The 15,288-nt window shown below is 64.9% G+C and carries 17 protein-coding genes; 11 read left to right on the plus strand and 6 right to left on the minus strand.

Annotated features, from left to right (window positions below; genetic code table 11):
* Positions 1–137: 137 nt before the first annotated feature.
* Positions 138–1,466 (plus strand): PQQ-dependent sugar dehydrogenase, encoded by a 1,329-nt coding sequence (locus tag SP6_RS17750; protein ID WP_007406971.1) that lies wholly within the window; start codon positions 138–140, stop codon positions 1,464–1,466.
* 43 nt (positions 1,467–1,509) lie between these two features.
* Here SP6_RS17750 and SP6_RS17755 read toward each other — a convergent pair whose 3' ends face one another.
* From SP6_RS17755 to SP6_RS17765, 3 genes are all read right to left on the minus strand, one after another.
* Positions 1,510–2,139: a LysE family translocator gene (locus SP6_RS17755; RefSeq protein WP_007406984.1), complete on the minus strand. Its 630-nt coding sequence runs from the start codon at positions 2,137–2,139 to the stop codon at positions 1,510–1,512.
* A gap of 154 nt (positions 2,140–2,293) precedes the next feature.
* On the minus strand, positions 2,294–2,596 hold the full coding sequence (locus SP6_RS17760; RefSeq protein ID WP_007406986.1) for a polyhydroxyalkanoic acid system family protein: 303 nt from the start codon (positions 2,594–2,596) through the stop codon (positions 2,294–2,296).
* The gene (locus SP6_RS17765) at positions 2,593–3,024 is read right to left on the minus strand and encodes a VOC family protein (RefSeq protein WP_007406972.1); all 432 of its coding nucleotides are present in this window, start codon (positions 3,022–3,024) and stop codon (positions 2,593–2,595) included. The genes SP6_RS17760 and SP6_RS17765 overlap by 4 nt, the downstream gene beginning before the upstream one ends.
* 172 nt (positions 3,025–3,196) lie before the next feature.
* Here SP6_RS17765 and lnt point away from each other — a divergent pair, with 172 nt between their 5' ends.
* Together lnt and metK are read left to right on the plus strand one after the other, a co-directional pair.
* On the plus strand, positions 3,197–4,735 hold the full coding sequence (gene lnt / locus SP6_RS17770; protein ID WP_007406994.1) for an apolipoprotein N-acyltransferase: 1,539 nt from the start codon (positions 3,197–3,199) through the stop codon (positions 4,733–4,735).
* Positions 4,736–4,776: 41 nt separating this feature from the next.
* Positions 4,777–5,976, plus strand: coding sequence for a methionine adenosyltransferase (metK, locus tag SP6_RS17775; protein ID WP_007406981.1), 1,200 nt, complete (start codon positions 4,777–4,779; stop codon positions 5,974–5,976).
* A gap of 378 nt (positions 5,977–6,354) precedes the next feature.
* Here the strand turns inward: metK and SP6_RS17780 are convergent, their stop codons facing one another.
* Entirely contained in the window at positions 6,355–7,170 is an 816-nt protein-coding gene (locus tag SP6_RS17780) for a formate/nitrite transporter family protein (RefSeq protein WP_007406978.1), read from the minus strand.
* Positions 7,171–7,232: 62 nt separating this feature from the next.
* Here SP6_RS17780 and trmB point away from each other — a divergent pair, with 62 nt between their 5' ends.
* Positions 7,233–7,913, plus strand: a complete 681-nt coding sequence (gene trmB, locus SP6_RS17785) for a tRNA (guanosine(46)-N7)-methyltransferase TrmB (protein WP_007406970.1) — start codon at positions 7,233–7,235, stop codon at positions 7,911–7,913.
* 15 nt (positions 7,914–7,928) lie between these two features.
* Here the strand turns inward: trmB and SP6_RS21085 are convergent, their stop codons facing one another.
* On the minus strand, positions 7,929–8,114 hold the full coding sequence (locus SP6_RS21085; protein WP_007406976.1) for a hypothetical protein: 186 nt from the start codon (positions 8,112–8,114) through the stop codon (positions 7,929–7,931).
* A gap of 112 nt (positions 8,115–8,226) precedes the next feature.
* Between SP6_RS21085 and SP6_RS17790 the strand changes: the two genes are divergently transcribed.
* The 6 genes from SP6_RS17790 to uvrB all read left to right on the plus strand — a co-directional run bounded on the left by SP6_RS17790 (position 8,227) and on the right by uvrB (position 13,672).
* Complete coding sequence (locus SP6_RS17790; RefSeq protein ID WP_007406975.1) at positions 8,227–8,682, plus strand: hypothetical protein; 456 nt, start codon at positions 8,227–8,229, stop codon at positions 8,680–8,682.
* 81 nt (positions 8,683–8,763) lie between these two features.
* Positions 8,764–9,216 carry a DUF2721 domain-containing protein gene (locus tag SP6_RS17795; protein WP_007406979.1) on the plus strand — a complete coding sequence of 151 codons (453 nt, stop codon included), beginning with the start codon at positions 8,764–8,766 and terminating at the stop codon, positions 9,214–9,216.
* The gene (locus SP6_RS17800) at positions 9,213–9,614 is read left to right on the plus strand and encodes a DUF4345 domain-containing protein (RefSeq protein ID WP_007406980.1); all 402 of its coding nucleotides are present in this window, start codon (positions 9,213–9,215) and stop codon (positions 9,612–9,614) included. Before SP6_RS17795 ends, SP6_RS17800 begins: the two co-directional genes overlap by 4 nt.
* Before the next feature lie 86 nt (positions 9,615–9,700).
* A complete protein-coding gene (locus tag SP6_RS17805) occupies positions 9,701–10,876 on the plus strand; it encodes an MBL fold metallo-hydrolase (RefSeq protein WP_042469412.1) in 1,176 nt (391 codons plus the stop codon).
* Positions 10,877–11,024: 148 nt separating this feature from the next.
* Positions 11,025–11,384: a hypothetical protein gene (locus SP6_RS17810; RefSeq protein ID WP_007407069.1), complete on the plus strand. Its 360-nt coding sequence runs from the start codon at positions 11,025–11,027 to the stop codon at positions 11,382–11,384.
* A 95-nt stretch (positions 11,385–11,479) separates the two neighbouring features.
* The gene (gene uvrB, locus SP6_RS17815; protein ID WP_007407081.1) at positions 11,480–13,672 is read left to right on the plus strand and encodes an excinuclease ABC subunit UvrB; all 2,193 of its coding nucleotides are present in this window, start codon (positions 11,480–11,482) and stop codon (positions 13,670–13,672) included.
* Between the two features lie 95 nt (positions 13,673–13,767).
* Here uvrB and SP6_RS17820 read toward each other — a convergent pair whose 3' ends face one another.
* On the minus strand, positions 13,768–14,139 hold the full coding sequence (locus SP6_RS17820) for a PRC-barrel domain-containing protein (protein ID WP_007407070.1): 372 nt from the start codon (positions 14,137–14,139) through the stop codon (positions 13,768–13,770).
* A 127-nt stretch (positions 14,140–14,266) separates the two neighbouring features.
* Between SP6_RS17820 and SP6_RS17825 the strand changes: the two genes are divergently transcribed.
* Positions 14,267–14,794, plus strand: coding sequence for a hypothetical protein (locus tag SP6_RS17825; protein WP_007407086.1), 528 nt, complete (start codon positions 14,267–14,269; stop codon positions 14,792–14,794).
* Positions 14,795–15,288 lie beyond the last annotated feature (494 nt).

Consider the following 15,288-nt stretch of genomic DNA (forward strand, 5'->3'; position numbering starts at 1 on the left):
TCCCTGACCTTCGCGCCTTCGACGGCCGCCGGTGCGCTCCCTAAACACCGGCGGCCAACCCTTTTCGCGCACGATGACGGTCAGGTCCTCGTGCGCAACCCCTTCCCCCCGCGCGCCGCCATGCGTATCTCAGGACCATGCGCAAACACGTCCTGATCCTGCTCGGCATCATCATTCTGATCGGCATTGCCGTCGTCACCTGGCTGGCCTGGCCCGATACCGCGCGGCTGAGCGTCGATCAGGTCGCGGGCAAGCAGCCCATGATCAGCGCGCCGCGCGAACAGGTCATCCCGACCGTCAACATCGCCAAGCCGGTCGGCTGGGCCCAGGGGGCCAAGCCCCAGGTGGCGGCCGGACTGGCAATCCAGCCCTTTGCCACCGGCCTCGATCATCCCCGTTGGCTGTACCAACTGCCCAATGGCGATGTGCTGGTCGCCGAGACCAATTCGCCGCCACGTCCCGCCGCCGGGATCACGCAGCGGGTGATGAACTTCTTCCTGGGTCGCGCCGGGGCGGCGGTGCCTTCGGCCAACCGAATCACGCTGCTGCGCGACACCAATGGCGACGGCGTGGCCGATAGGAAGACCGCCTTCATGACCGGGCTCAATTCGCCCTTCGGCATGGTGCTGTTCGACGGTTATCTGTACATCGCCGATAACGATGCGCTGGTCCGCGTGCCCTATCGCGAGGGCGAGACGCAGATGACGGCCAAGCCCGAAAAGGTCGTGCCGCTGGCGCCGGCGGGCAATCACTGGGCGCGCAACGTCATCGCCGCCGAGGATGGCAAGACGCTCTATGTCTCGGTCGGTTCGGCCAGCAATATCGCCGAAAACGGGATGGCCGCCGAAAAGAATCGCGCCGCCATCCTGCAGGTGTGGCCGAAGGACAAATATTGGCGCATCTATGCCGCCGGCCTGCGCAATCCGGTCGGCATGGCGCTGAACCCGATCAACAACCGGCTATGGACGGTGGTGAACGAGCGTGACATGCTCGGCTCGGACCTGGCGCCCGATTATCTGACCCAGATCGAGTTGGGCGATCACTTCGGCTGGCCCTGGTATTATTGGGGCGGCTATCCCGACGATCGGGTCGAGCCCGCGAACCCCGCACTCCAGCAATATGTGAAGCGCCCCGATTATGCGCTGGGCCCGCATGTCGCCGCGCTGGGCCTGACCTTCTCGCAGGGCGCCAAGCTGGGCGACCGTTATGCGCGCGGCGCGTTCATCGGCGAACATGGTTCGTGGAACCGCAAGCCGGCCTCGGGCTACAAGGTCGCGTTCGTGCCGTTCGGCGCCAATGGCTTCCCGGTGCCTGGTGCCAAGCCGATCGACGTGGTCAGCGGCTTTCTCGACGCCAAGGGCGAGGCGCAGGGCCGGCCGGTCGGCGTGATCGTCGACAAGGCGGGCGGGCTTCTGGTCGCCGACGATGTCGGCAATGTCGTGTGGCGGGTCAGCGCGGCGAAATGACCTTGCGGGACGGGAGCCGGCGACGGCTCCCGTCCGACAACGATCAGGCCGGTTTCACCCGCAGCAGGGCCAGGCCAAAGCCCATGAAGATGGCGCCCGTCACGCGGTTGAACGCGCGCTTGACCGCCGGCCTGTTGAGGTAACGCGACAGCGAACGCCCGCCGAGCGCATAGATGGCGTACCAGAAGGCCTCGATGACCGCGAAAGTGCCGACAAGGATCGCGAACTGAAGCACCTGCGCTCTGGCCGGATTGATGAATTGCGGCAGGAATGCCACGGCGAACAGGATCAGCTTGGGATTGCTGATACCGATGAGAAAACCGCCCCGGAACACGGCTGTCCTCGACATGCTCGGCATGATCACGCCTTCGCTGACATCGATCGGGGCACTGTCCGCCCGCCATGCCTTGACGCCCAGGAACAACAGATAGGCGACACCCGCATAGCGGATCACCTCGAACGCTCCCGGGAGTGCCAGGAGCAGCGTCGTCAGGCCGGCGGCGGACGCGGCCAATACGAGCACCACGGCGGACAGGCACCCCGCCATGGCCGCAACGCTGCGCTTCAGCCCGAGATCGACCGAGCGGGTCATGATGTGAAGCATGTTGGGGCCCGGCGTGCCCGACAGAAGAAATACGGCTCCGACAAAGAGCCACCAAGTGTGCAGCGCCATCGATGCTCCCTTTTGCCGCCTGCGGTGTTACGGAATTGTTCTAAGAGCCGTAGGCCAGGACGGCAAATGGCCGGCACGACCTCACCAGCAGCGACATCCTCCGTCAGCGCAATTCGCGCCCCCTCCCTTAGCAGCAGGAGGATGAAGAACCGTTTTACTTCAAAAGCTTCGGCGCCTCCGAGCGGATCACCGCCTCGATCTGCCCGGAAAAGAGCGACAGGAACGCCGGCAGGTGGACCACGGCATGGACCTTGTCCTCGAACACGGTCGCCTGCGCCGCGACCGACTGTCCCATCGCGCCGACGGTGAAGTGCATCGTGTCGCCGTCCCAGCGATGCTCGACCGTGGCGCCGCCGGGGATCAGCCGGCCGATCTTGCCGACTCCACCGTCCAGGCGTTCGCGCACCGCCGCCTTGCCGAGCTTGTGCGGGATATCGAGGGAAATCGGGGCGCTCATGCGGTCATCTCCGTGGCAAAGAGCATCGCGTCGTCGGCAAAGGCCTTGAACTCCAGCGCATTGCCGCTGGGGTCGCGGAAGAACATCGTCGCCTGCTCGCCCGGCTGCCCCTTGAACCGGACATAGGGCGCGATGCCAAAGGATATGCCCGCCGCCTCCACCTGCGCGGCCAATGCCTCCCAGTCGGCCATGGTCAGTACGACACCGAAATGCGGCACCGGCACCTGATGGCCATCAACCGCATTCTCGACCGTGACCGGCTCGGCCGCCGGGTCGAGATGGGCAACGATCTGATGCCCGAACAGGTCGAAGTCGATCCAATGATCGCTGGACCGCCCTTCGGCACAGCCGAGGACCCGGCCGTAGAAATGCCGAGCGGCCGCCAGATCATGGACCGGGAAGGCGAGATGGAAGGGGCGAAGGGTCATATAGGAAAGCTAGGGTGACGGGGGCCGTTTTGCCACCCTTTCCTCCCCAAGGGGCTTCATCATCTGGCACACCTCATCGCACGCTTTCCGACCATGCTTCGGGCGCCCCTCACGGGGAGGATCGCGTCATCCGCATTGCTCCTGTCATGAGCACGCGCCATAGCCTGTCGCCGTGACCCGCTATCCCGCCCTTATCGCGCTGCTTGCCGGTGCCGTCGCCGCCTGTGGCTTTGCCCCGCTCGACCTTTGGCCGCTGTTGCTGGCCGGGTTGATCGTCCTGCTGGCGCTTGTCCATGACGCGTCCACCATGCGCGGCGCGCTATGGCGTGGATGGGCATTCGGGGTCGGGCATTTCACGATCAACAACAACTGGTTCCAGCACGCCTTCGACTTCCAGGACAAGATGCCCCCCGTGCTGGGCTATTTCGCCGCGGTCGGGCTGGCACTGTATCTGGCGATCTTCCCGATGGCGGCGGCGGGTGTGGCGTGGCGGTTTCGCGGGCGGCGGCCGGATGCGGCCTATGTCCTGATCTTCGGCGCCGCGTGGATCGCGACCGAATACTTACGCGCGCGGCTCTTCACCGGCTATGCCTGGGACCCGCTGTCGGTCGCGTGGCTGCCCGTCATCGGCGTCGCACGGATGAGCGCGTTCGTCGGCACCTATGCGCTGTCGGGGCTGACCGTCGTGCTGGCGGGCGCGATCTGGCTGGGCTTGCGGCGGCGCTGGCATTTGGCGGTGGTGATGGTGCCCGCGACCGGAGTCGCCGCGCTGTCCGCCCCCCTCACCCGTGCGCCAGGACCGGCGGCCGACGCGCCGCTGGTCCGCGTCGTGCAGCCCAATATCGGCCAGGACCAGCGCGGCGAGAGTGACGGCCCGCTCCTCCTGCGCACGCTGACCGGCCTGTCGGGTCGGTCGGGTCCGCGTCCGCGCCTGGTCGTCTGGCCCGAGGGCGTGGTGCGCGACATGATCGAGGATGGCTATCCCGACTGGGCCTATTTCGGGTTCAACTATGCCCCGCCCGCCTGGACGCGCCGCCAGATCGCCAATGTGCTGGGTCCGCGCGATGCCGCGCTGGTCGGCGGCACCGCGCTCAACTTCTCGTCCGATCGGCGGCGGGTAACGAGCGCCACCAACAGCGTCTTCGCGATCAACCCGCGCGCGCAGATCATCGGTCGCTATGACAAGGCACATCTGGTGCCCTATGGCGAATATCTGCCCATGCCCTGGCTGCTCAAGCCGCTGGGGCTGGCGCGGCTCGTGCCCGGCGACATGGACTTCAGCGCGGGCCCCGGCCCCCGCAATCTGCGCCTTCCCGTTTTCGGGCAAGTGGGGGTGCAGATCTGCTATGAGATCATCTTCTCGGGCCAGGTGGTCGATGAGGCGCATCGCCCCCGCTTGCTCTTCAACCCGTCCAACGATGCCTGGTTCGGTCGCTGGGGTCCGCCGCAGCATCTGGCGCAGGCGCGGATGCGCGCGATCGAGGAAGGGCTGCCCATCATCCGTTCCACGCCCAACGGCATTTCGGCCATCATCGCCGCGGACGGGCGGCTGCTCGCGACGGTCCCGCATCTGACCGCCGGGGCGGCCGAAGCCCCCCTGCCCGCCGCGCTGCCGCCGACGGTCTTCTCGCGGCTCGGCAACATGCTGGCGCTGGCCGTCGCCATGGCGCTGGCCGCGATCGGCGTTGCCATAAGGCGCCGCGCCCGCTAGGAGAGATATAAAGCTATCTTTATATCCTTATGAGGACGGGAATGCGGAACTCGTACATCTTTACCTCGGAATCGGTTTCCGAAGGTCACCCCGACAAAGTCGCCGACCAGATCAGCGACGCGATCGTCGACCTGTTCCTGTCCAAGGACTCCGAAGCGCGCATCGCGTGCGAAACGCTGACCACCACCAACAAGGTCGTGCTGGCCGGTGAAATCCGCTGCAAGGGCGTGTTCGAGAACGACCAGTGGGCCGAGGGCGCGCTGGAAGAGATCGAGAAGACCGTGCGCGATACCGTGAAGCGGATCGGTTATGAACAGTCGGGCTTCCACTGGGAGAATTTCGACTTCTCGAACAACCTGCACGCCCAGTCGGCGCACATCGCGATGGGCGTGGACGAGAGCGGCAACAAGGACGAAGGCGCCGGCGACCAGGGCATCATGTTCGGTTATGCGACCGACGAGACGCCCGGCCTGATGCCCGCCACCCTCTATTACAGCCACAAGATCCTGGAAAAGATGGCGGCCGACCGCCACTCCGGCGCGGCCCCCTTCCTGGAGCCGGACGCCAAGAGCCAGGTCACGCTGCAATATGAGAACGGCGTGCCTGTCCGCGCGACCGCGATCGTCGTGTCGACCCAGCACTCGGCAGACCTGTCGAACGAAGCGGGCCAGGCCAAGCTTCGCGATTATGTGAAGTCGGTCCTGACCGACATCCTGCCCGAGGGCTGGCTGCCCGACGACAAGCAGATCTACGTCAACCCGACCGGCCTGTTCGAAATCGGTGGCCCGGACGGTGACGCTGGCCTGACCGGCCGCAAGATCATCGTCGACACCTATGGTGGTGCGGCTCCGCATGGCGGCGGTGCGTTCAGCGGCAAGGACCCGACCAAGGTCGACCGTTCGGCCGCCTATGTCGCGCGCTATCTCGCCAAGAACGTCGTCGCCGCAGGTCTGGCCAAGCGCTGCACCATCCAGCTCTCCTACGCGATCGGCGTCGCCGAGCCGCTGTCGGTCTATGTCGACCTGCACGGCACCGGCCAGGTCGAGGAAGCCAAGCTGGAGGCGGCGCTGCCGAAGCTCGTCCGCCTGACGCCGAAGGGCATTCGCGAGCATCTGAAGCTGAACGCGCCGATCTATTCCAAGACCGCCGCTTATGGTCACTTCGGCCGCGAAGCCGAAGGCGCGCTATTCACCTGGGAAAAGACCGACCTGGTCGACCAGATCAAGGGCGCCGTCGCCTGATCCTGTCGGACCGGTAAGCACAAACGCCCGTGCGGGGAGTCCCCTCGCACGGGCGTTTTTTATGCCCGCTCGTCTCACCTAGGATCGGGGGCGAGGATACAGGGATGGCGGAACCGATTTGGGTGAATGATCGCGGCCAGGTTCTCCCTTGGGCGATACCGGCCGCGGCTATCCTGCGCTGGACGGCTTTCGCAGGCTGGCGGCGATCATCGTCTATTACCATGTCATCGGCCTTGCGGCCCATTTCCAGAACCTGGCTGGGCTATGGGCATCTGGCCGTCGTCCTGTTCTTCACACTCAGCGGCTTCCTATTGTATCTTACCTATCACGACCGGTTTCGGCGGGGCCTGTCGGCCGGCGCGTTCCTGACCCTGCGGCTTACCCTCGCGCCTCCCCCTGCACCTGGCCATGCGCCAGCAGCGTGAACAGCCCCGCGCCGCCGACCAGATTGCCGAGGATCGCCGGGATCAAGAGCCCGAAGAACGCCCGCGCCGCATCGACCTTGCCGGTGAACAGTAGCAGGAAGGTTTCGTCTGCACCGACGATCGAGTGGCTGAATCCGGCGATGGCGATGACATAGGTGATCGCCAGGATGATCCAGAAGGCCTGGGTCCGGCCATTGGGCAAGATCCAGGCAACCACCGCGATCAGAAAGCCGGCCGGTATCGCGTTGACGAAGGTTTCCCACCCGCCCAGCGCGAGAATCCGCTCCGAAACGGCCAGCATCGATTCGCGGATTTCGGCATTGCCCAGCGCCCCGCCCGCGACCATGCCGGCGGCGAGCGCGGTGCCGATCAGATTGGCGAGCAGCACGATACCCCACAGCCGCAACGTCCGCCGCAACGCCCAGCCCGAGGGTTTGGTCACCAGCGGCAGCATCGCCGTGATCGTGCTTTCGGTGAAGAGCTGCATCCGCCCCAGGATCACGACGAGGAAACCGACCGGATAGCCGAGCGCCGCGACCAGATTCCGCCACGGCGCATCGGGCAGGCCGGCATGAAGCGCGCCCTCGGCGATCAGTGACGAATGGATCGCGATCCCCGCCGCCAGCCCCGACCAGAACAGCGCGCCGGCCGGCCGATCCAGTTCCGCCTCCCCCGCCTCGCGCACCGCGCGGTGCAGTTCCTTGGCATCGGCGGCCTTTTGCGCCTCGCCCTCCTGCCCTTCATTTTGCGATTTGTCGTGTTCAGCCATTGCACGCCAACGAGCGGACACACCCTTGGCTCCCACCCCCTGCCCAGGCTAAGGGCCCGGCGATGAACGATCCGACGACGATCCGCCGCCTCTATGGCCGGCGACAGGGCCATAAGCTGCGCCAGGGCCAGGCCGCCTTGGTCGAAGACATGCTGCCGACGCTCAGCGTGCCCGAGGACGGGCCGCTCGATGCGATGCGGCTCTTCGGCGACGAGCGTCCGCTTCAGGTCGAAATCGGCTTTGGCGCGGGCGAGCATCTGGCGGGACAGGCCGAGGCGACACCGGGCACCGGCTTCATCGGCTGTGAACCGTTTCTGAACGGCGTTGTCGGGGCACTCGGCCATATCCGCGACCGCGAATTGACCAATGTCCGCCTGCACATGGGCGACGCGCTGGAGGTGATCGAGCGGCTGCCCGATGCCAGCTTGACCCGCGTCTATCTGCTCCACCCCGATCCCTGGCCCAAGGCCCGCCATGCCAAGCGGCGGATGATGAACCATGGCCCGCTCGACACGATCGCGCGCAAGCTGAAGTCGGGCGGCGAGTTCCGGCTGGGCACCGACGACCCGACCTATTGCCACTGGTCGATGATGATCATGAACGCGCGCCAGGATTTCGTCTGGCAGGCCCGCACCCCCGCCGATTTCCTCACCCGCCCCGCCGGTTGGCCGGAAACCCGCTATGAGCGCAAGGCGCGCCGTCAGGGGCATGAGGTGTGGTATTTCCGGTATATCCGGCAGTGACCGACTGATATCGGCTCAAGGACGACACTCCATCCGGACGGGCGCCATGGGCGTGGTGCCGCCCAGATTGCGTCGTGCCATTTCCGCCAGGATGACGTCGCGATCGTCTTGGTCGGACGTTTCCTGGACGAGGGCGAAGGCCTCCAACAATGTTGCGTCGTCCATATATTCGATCAGATCGGGGTCGAGCATCGGGTTCACCGCGAATCCTCCCAGCCTATTTTATCAACCTATAACAAGCGGCTCGCGCTCGGGTTGCCAAAGGCGGTCGCGTGGACCTAATCGCAGGCGCGACGGGATTGAGGGCAAGACGATGGTCGACGATAGCTGGGGCGTCACGCCGCCGCGTGGCGGACTGCGCATCCGCACCAATGACAGCCTGGAGGAACGCGCCGCCGCGCGCGCCAAGGCTAGGCAGGAGCGCGAAGGCCAGCGCTCTGCGATCATGGCCGACCGGATGGAGGCACGCGCCGCCAACCGGCTGCGCGAGACGGCGGCACGCGAGGCCGAACGGGCGGCGCGCCGCGACGCCGAAACGGCCGCCGCCGCACGCGATCCCCATGCCGCCGCCGCCAAGCGCCACCGCACCTCCGGCCGCAAGGATGTGGTGCGCGAACAACGCGACACGCGTGGTTATACGACCCTGGTCGATGAGGGGCGGATACGCGAACTCGCCAAACGCGGTGCCTCGCTTGCCGGGCTGGCCAGCGCATTCGGCATATCGCAGCAGGAGATCGAGACGATCCTCGCCGCCACCGACGCGGAATAACCGCTGCGGGACAGGATCGGGGTGCCCCGCGCCATATCCCCCCTTGTCGCGACGCGACGGGCACGCCACCATTTGGCCACCATGCCGACCTTGCCCGCCGTCACCACCATCGCCCAGACGATCCAATTGTCGCTTGCCCCGGTCTTCATGCTGGCGGCGATCGGGCAGTTGCTCAACGTGCTCGCCGGGCGACTGGCGCGCGTGATCGACCGCGCCCGGGCGCTCGAGCTGATGATCCACAAGATCGACCACGGCCCCGACCTGATGCGTCACAAATGGGAGTTGCGGCTGCTCGATCGGCGCATGTCGATCATCAATGCGGCGCTGTTGATGGCGGTGTCGAGCGCGGTGATGGCGTGCATCGTCATCGCGGTGCTGTTCATCGCCAATATCGGCAAATATCATTTCGGTACTTGGATCGCGATCGCCTTCATCCTGTCGGTCAGCCTGTTGATTCTCTGCCTGGTCGCTTTCACCGTGGAGGTGCGGATTTCGCTGCGTGCCATTCATGTCCGCAAGGAAATCCTGGATTGAGCGCGTCGCTTCGTGAGCGCCGCGCCCTGCAGGCGGTGGTTGCCATCGCCTGTCTGGTGCCACTATCGATCGGAGGGATCAGCGTCGTGCTGGGTCCGCGCTGGCTGGGCCATCCGCCGATCGTGCCCACCGATCTGGACAGCCAGTTCCGCTATGTCTCCGGCATTTTCCTGGGGCTGGGCCTCGCCTTCGTCACATGCATCCCGGCGATCGAACGCAAGGGCGCGCGGTTCCACCTATTGGGTCTGCTGGTCGTGGCGGGAGGGCTGGCACGTCTCACCTCTTGGATGGTGGAGGGCGCGCCCTCCACGGGACATCAGTTCGGACTGGTGATGGAACTGGGTGTCGTCCCGCTTCTTATGCTGTGGCAGATGCGGGTCGCCCGGCTTTCGCGCTGACGCCAGGAGCAGATGATGGATATGTCCGACACGGTCCTTGGGGCCGCCAGCGTCTGCCACCCGGCGGATAAGGGCATGGCGAGCGCATGAAAGCCGTCCGCCTGATCGCCAAGACCCTTGCACTTCTCGTCATCCTGATCGGGCTCGCCGCCACGATCGTCCCGCATTATCTCGACCGTCTCTATTATGAAGGGCCCGAAAGCGGCCATTATGACGGCGAGCGCTTCTTCAACCCCGACGGCGATGCCGACACGCTCCGCATACCGCGTGCCGGTGGGCGAGGCGGTTTTCTCTGGCGGCAATTGACCGGCGATGACGGGCGGCCGGCCTGGCCGGACCATGTCGCGGTCCACCCCTCGCGTCCGGCGGCGCGCGTAACGGGCGATGCCATGGTCGCGACCTGGATCGGCCATGCTACGGTGCTGGTGCAGACCCAAGGCCTCAACATCCTGACCGACCCCATCTATGCCGAGCGGGCGGGACCGTTCGGCTTCGGTCCCAAGCGGGTCGCGCAACCGGGCGTGGCGTTCGACGACCTGCCCAAGATCGACCTCGTGCTGATCAGCCATAATCATTATGATCACCTCGATCAGGCGACGCTGAAGAAGCTCTGGCAGCGCGACAGGCCGCTGATCGTCACCAGCCTGGGTAATGACAGCGTGATCGGTCAGGTGGGCGTGCCCGCCACCGCGCTTGATTGGGGACGCGAACGGGTGATCCGGCCGGGCGTGTCGGTGGTCGTCACGCGCAACCATCATTGGGGTAGCCGCTGGTTCGCCGATCGCAACCGGGCACTCTGGTCGAGTTTCGTGGTCAAGCTGCCCGGCGGCAACATCTTCTTCGCGGGCGACACCGGCATGGGCGATGGCCGCTGGCCCGCCGAGGCGGCTAGGCTGGGGCCCGTCCGCCTGGCGCTGCTGCCGATCGGCGCGTTCCGCTTCGTCCCCGGCCAGATGGCGGCGGGCAGCCATATCGGGCCACCGCAAGCCGTGCAGATCTTCGAGCGGCTGGGCGCTTCAACCGCGATCCCCATTCATTGGGGAACGTTCCGTCTCTCCTATGAGGCCTATGACACGCCGCCCAAGCTGCTCGATGCGGCGATGCGCGGTTCGAAGGCACGAGCAGGTGCGCGGTTCGCGGCGATAAAATTGGGCCAGCCCGTATCGATCGGTCCTGTAATGGCGCGGCCAGTATCGGGGCAAACCGACGATGCCACGATGCGTCACTGCCTTGACACGCCGCAGGTCCGCCGACTTCGGTAATAACATTCAACACCTTCTCAGTGCTGTCATGCAACATCCGAAAGGGATGATATTTCGGATGAAACTGTTTTATGACATCGAAGACTCACCATACTGAGTCACAGTATAAATCCCGCGCCAGAAGGATTCTAGTTGAGGGAGAAAAATCATGACGACATACGCATTCAGCGAAGAAAAGGCGCAGGCTGTCCTCGATATTTTCGAGAAGCATGACGAACTGCTGACCCAGCGCAGCCAGGACATGGAGGGTGTCGACCTCGCCGCCAGCGGTGAGCTTTCTGTTCGTTCCGAATGTATCAGCGTCGCCGTGCAAAACCATCAGATCTGCCTCAAGCTGCCGCTCGGCTTTGGCAGCATTTGCCTACCCATTCCGACGCCCTTTCCCGATGGCACCGCTGCCCAAGCCTGTCTCGACATTTGCACGACCTGGAAAATTCCCACCGGCGTCAAGATCACCATTTCGATCGCCGGCCATGTCGTCCTGACCAAGGTCATTGGCAAATGCTGATGTGAGTAGGGGCCGGCCCCACCGGGCCGGCTCATCTTGAATCTGTGGATTTCCATGGGGTGACGAAACGGGAACAGATACCCATATTCGCTTCCATGGCGATCCAGATCCGCACCACCCTCGACGAGCCCGAAACCGGGGTCAGCTTCATCCCCCACCGCCCGTCGCGCCCCGAAAAGGCCGAAGGGGGCAAGCGGTTCGAACTGGTGACGGATTACACCGCCAGCGGCGACCAGCCCGCCGCGATCCGCGAACTGACCGCCGCCGCGCGTGCGGGCGACAAGGATCAGGTGCTTCTCGGCGTCACCGGCTCAGGCAAGACCTTCACCATGGCCAAGGTGATCGAGGAATTGCAGCGCCCTGCCCTCATCCTCGCGCCCAACAAGATTCTGGCGGCGCAGTTGTACGGGGAGTTCAAGAACTTCTTCCCGAACAACGCGGTCGAATATTTCGTCAGCTATTACGACTATTACCAGCCCGAGGCCTATGTGCCCCGGTCGGACACGTACATCGAGAAGGAAAGCTCGATCAATGAGTCGATCGACCGGATGCGCCACTCGGCGACACGTGCGCTGCTGGAGCGCGACGACGTGATCATCGTCGCCTCGGTGTCGTGCCTCTATGGTATCGGTTCGGTCGAGACCTATTCAGCGATGATCTTCGACCTAAAAAAGGGCCAGAGCGTCGATCAGCGCGAGATCATCCGCAAGCTCGTTGCACTCCAATATAAGCGCAACGACGCCGCCTTCATGCGCGGCAATTTCCGGGTGAAGGGCGACAATCTCGAAATCTTCCCGTCGCACTATGAGGACTCCGCCTGGCGCGTGTCCTTCTTCGGCGACGAGATCGAGGAGATCGTCGAGTTCGATCCGCTGACCGGCAAGAAGGTCGCGCATCTCAACTCGGTGCGCATCTACGCCAACAGCCATTATGTGACCCCCGGCCCGACGATGAAGCAGGCGGTCGAGGCGATCAAATTCGAGCTGACCGAGCGTCTGAAAGAGCTGGAGGCCGAAGGGAAATTGCTGGAACGCCAGCGGCTGGAGCAGCGGACCAATTTCGATCTGGAGATGATCGCGGCGACCGGCAGCTGCAACGGGATCGAGAATTACAGCCGCTTCCTGACCGGCCGCCTGCCCGGCGAGCCGCCACCCACCTTGTTCGAGTATTTACCCGAAAACGCGGTGCTGTTCGTCGACGAGAGCCATGTGACCATCGGCCAGATCAACGGCATGTCGCGTGGCGACCATCGGCGCAAGATCACGCTGGCCGAGTACGGCTTCCGTCTGCCCTCCGCGATCGACAACCGGCCGCTGCGGTTCAACGAATGGGACGCGATGCGCCCGCAGACGGTCAGCGTCTCGGCCACGCCCGGCAATTGGGAGATGGAGCAGACCGGCGGCGTCTTCGTCGAACAGGTCATCCGCCCCACCGGACTGATCGACCCGCCGGTCGAGATCAAGCCGGTCGAGGAGCAGGTGCAGGACCTGATCATCGAGGCGCGCAAGACGACCGAACTCGGCTATCGCACCCTTGTCACCACGCTGACCAAGCGGATGGCGGAGGACCTGACCGAATATATGCACGAGGCGGGGATCAAGGTCCGCTACATGCACTCCGACGTCGAGACGCTGGAGCGTATCGAGCTGATCCGCGACTTGCGGCTGGGCGTCTATGACGTGCTGATCGGCATCAACCTGCTGCGCGAGGGGTTGGACATTCCCGAGTGCGGGCTGGTCGCGATCCTCGACGCCGACAAGGAGGGGTTCCTGCGCTCGGAGACGTCGCTGATCCAGACGATCGGGCGCGCGGCGCGCAACGTCGATGGCCGCGTGATCCTCTACGCCGACCGGATCACCGGGTCGATGGAACGGGCGATGTCGGAGACGTCACGGCGTCGCGAGAAGCAGATGGCCTATAACACCGAGCATGGCATCACGCCCCAGACGATCCGCCGCCAGATCGGCGACATCATCGCGCATGTGGCGTCGGGCGATCAGGTGACGGTACCGATCGACGAGGACCGTCCGCACATGGTCGGCCATAATCTGCGCGCCTATATCGAGGAACTCGAGAAGAAGATGCGCAAGGCCGCCGCGGACCTCGAATTCGAGGAAGCGGGCCGGTTGCGCGACGAGATTCGGCAATTGGAGAATGAGGAACTCGGCCTGCCCGTCCATGAGCAGAAGGCGCCGATCATGGGCCGCTCGAACGAGGGCAAGCCGGGTACGCGCAAGACGCGATTCGGGAAGAGCAAGAAGTTCGCGAGCGGGCGCAAGGCGAACTGACGCCGGTCTGTCATTGCGAGCGGAGCGAAGCAATCCAGGGCCACGGGTCCAGACGCTTTGGATTGCCGCGTCGCTTCGCTCCTCGCAATGACGTGTTATCCCAGGTCAAGATTCTCCGTCGTTACGCCATAATAGCCCGCGACCCGGTCGGCATAGGCTTGGTCGAACACTGGCGCATTGTTCGCCCAGCTCGGGCCGCCCTCCAGCAGGCGGCGATCGACGGTGATGACATATTGGTCGTTCACCGGATCGAACTGCAACAGGCTGAACGGCACCGGATAGAAGCTTTTGCCCATGCCCAGAAAGCCCCCCAGCGCCAGCACCGCATGAGTGGCACGCCCCGAGCGCTTGTGGACCATGAAGGCATGGACGCTACCGATCGAGTCGCCGTCCCGACTTTCCAGCTTCAACGTTCCGGAAACATTGGACTGGACGAGGATCAGGGTGGGGGTGTCGTGATCAGCCATAATTAACCTCCGTTTAGACGGATGAACCCGTTACCCTGAGCCCAGGTTCCGATGCCCGCCGCCCCGGCACGGCCCGTCGCAGCACGGGGTTGAGCACGGCACGCCGCTCGCCCATAGGCTGGGCGCGATGCGTCGCCTGTCCTTTGCCCCGCTTGCCTCGACCCTGATCCTGGCCGCCGCCCTGTCGGGCTGTATCCCCGCCACCACGCCGCCCCAGGCGCCGCCGCCGGTGCAGCAACCCCCGCGCCCCGCGCCCGAGCCGCGCCCCGTACTGGGGGCGGACTGGCGCGATTGGCCGCTGACGCCGGGCGACTGGCGCTATCAGCGGACGGGGCAAGGCTCGACATCGACCTTCGGCGTGGCGGGTGCGCCCCGCCTCATCCTCTCCTGCGACCTGCGCAATCGGACCGTCCGCCTGAACCGCCCCGGATCGGTCGCCGGCGCCTGGACGATCCGCACGTCGAGCACGGTGCGCAACGTCGCCGCGCAAGCAGGCGCATCAGGCGCTGAACTGGTGCTGGCCGGCAACGACCGGTTGCTGGATGCCATGGCCTTTAGCCGCGGCCGCTTCACGATCGAGCAGGCCGGACAGCCGCCACTGATCATCCCGGCCTATGCCGAGGTCGGGCGGGTGATCGAGGATTGCCGGGGATGAACCCGCCTGATCCGGCGGGCGCAAGATAGTCGGGCAAACCCCATCGCATTACAAGACTTGTTTATCGCGATCGGACTATACACATTGCCTTTGCGTCCTTGATCGGGCGCGTTGGCTATCCACTAGCGAAAGGAGGTGATCCGATGTCTCATGGTTCAGCAATGGGGTCGGTTCAGTTCGTTCGGGGGACTGGCTTCTGACATTGATGGATGCGGCCGGGGGGTATCCTCCCCCAAACAACGGTCGTGTCTGGATGTCGTGAGGCCCACATGGTCTCCCGGGCTGGAGCTCTCCGGCCGCTGACCATGTTTAGGGGTTGCCGGGTCGTCGCGATGACGCCTCGGCAGCCTCTTTTCATTTGGGGGAAGCACCCCCTACCTTTCCCCATCCTCCGTTCAGCCTGAGCGCAGTCGAAGGCCACGGGAATCCCTATCCGCTATCGCATCATCCACGCCGGACGGTACGTGGCCTTCGACTCCGCTCAGGCTGAACGG

This window comes from Sphingomonas paucimobilis NBRC 13935, assembly GCF_000739895.2.
GTDB classification, from domain to species: Bacteria; Pseudomonadota; Alphaproteobacteria; order Sphingomonadales; family Sphingomonadaceae; genus Sphingomonas; species Sphingomonas paucimobilis.

Bases quoted from the DNA above. Each gene is read 5' to 3' on its own strand.
- SP6_RS17750 (WP_007406971.1), top strand. From the start codon at position 138: ATGCGCAAACACGTCCTGATCCTGCTCGGCATCATCATTCTGATCGGC.
- SP6_RS17755 (WP_007406984.1), bottom strand. From the start codon at position 2,139: ATGGCGCTGCACACTTGGTGGCTCTTTGTCGGAGCCGTATTTCTTCTG.
- SP6_RS17760 (WP_007406986.1), bottom strand. From the start codon at position 2,596: ATGAGCGCCCCGATTTCCCTCGATATCCCGCACAAGCTCGGCAAGGCG.
- SP6_RS17765 (WP_007406972.1), bottom strand. From the start codon at position 3,024: ATGACCCTTCGCCCCTTCCATCTCGCCTTCCCGGTCCATGATCTGGCG.
- metK (WP_007406981.1), top strand. From the start codon at position 4,777: ATGCGGAACTCGTACATCTTTACCTCGGAATCGGTTTCCGAAGGTCAC.
- SP6_RS17780 (WP_007406978.1), bottom strand. From the start codon at position 7,170: ATGGCTGAACACGACAAATCGCAAAATGAAGGGCAGGAGGGCGAGGCG.
- trmB (WP_007406970.1), top strand. From the start codon at position 7,233: ATGAACGATCCGACGACGATCCGCCGCCTCTATGGCCGGCGACAGGGC.
- SP6_RS17790 (WP_007406975.1), top strand. From the start codon at position 8,227: ATGGTCGACGATAGCTGGGGCGTCACGCCGCCGCGTGGCGGACTGCGC.
- SP6_RS17795 (WP_007406979.1), top strand. From the start codon at position 8,764: ATGCCGACCTTGCCCGCCGTCACCACCATCGCCCAGACGATCCAATTG.
- SP6_RS17805 (WP_042469412.1), top strand. From the start codon at position 9,701: ATGAAAGCCGTCCGCCTGATCGCCAAGACCCTTGCACTTCTCGTCATC.
- SP6_RS17810 (WP_007407069.1), top strand. From the start codon at position 11,025: ATGACGACATACGCATTCAGCGAAGAAAAGGCGCAGGCTGTCCTCGAT.
- uvrB (WP_007407081.1), top strand. From the start codon at position 11,480: ATGGCGATCCAGATCCGCACCACCCTCGACGAGCCCGAAACCGGGGTC.
- SP6_RS17820 (WP_007407070.1), bottom strand. From the start codon at position 14,139: ATGGCTGATCACGACACCCCCACCCTGATCCTCGTCCAGTCCAATGTT.
- SP6_RS17825 (WP_007407086.1), top strand. From the start codon at position 14,267: ATGCGTCGCCTGTCCTTTGCCCCGCTTGCCTCGACCCTGATCCTGGCC.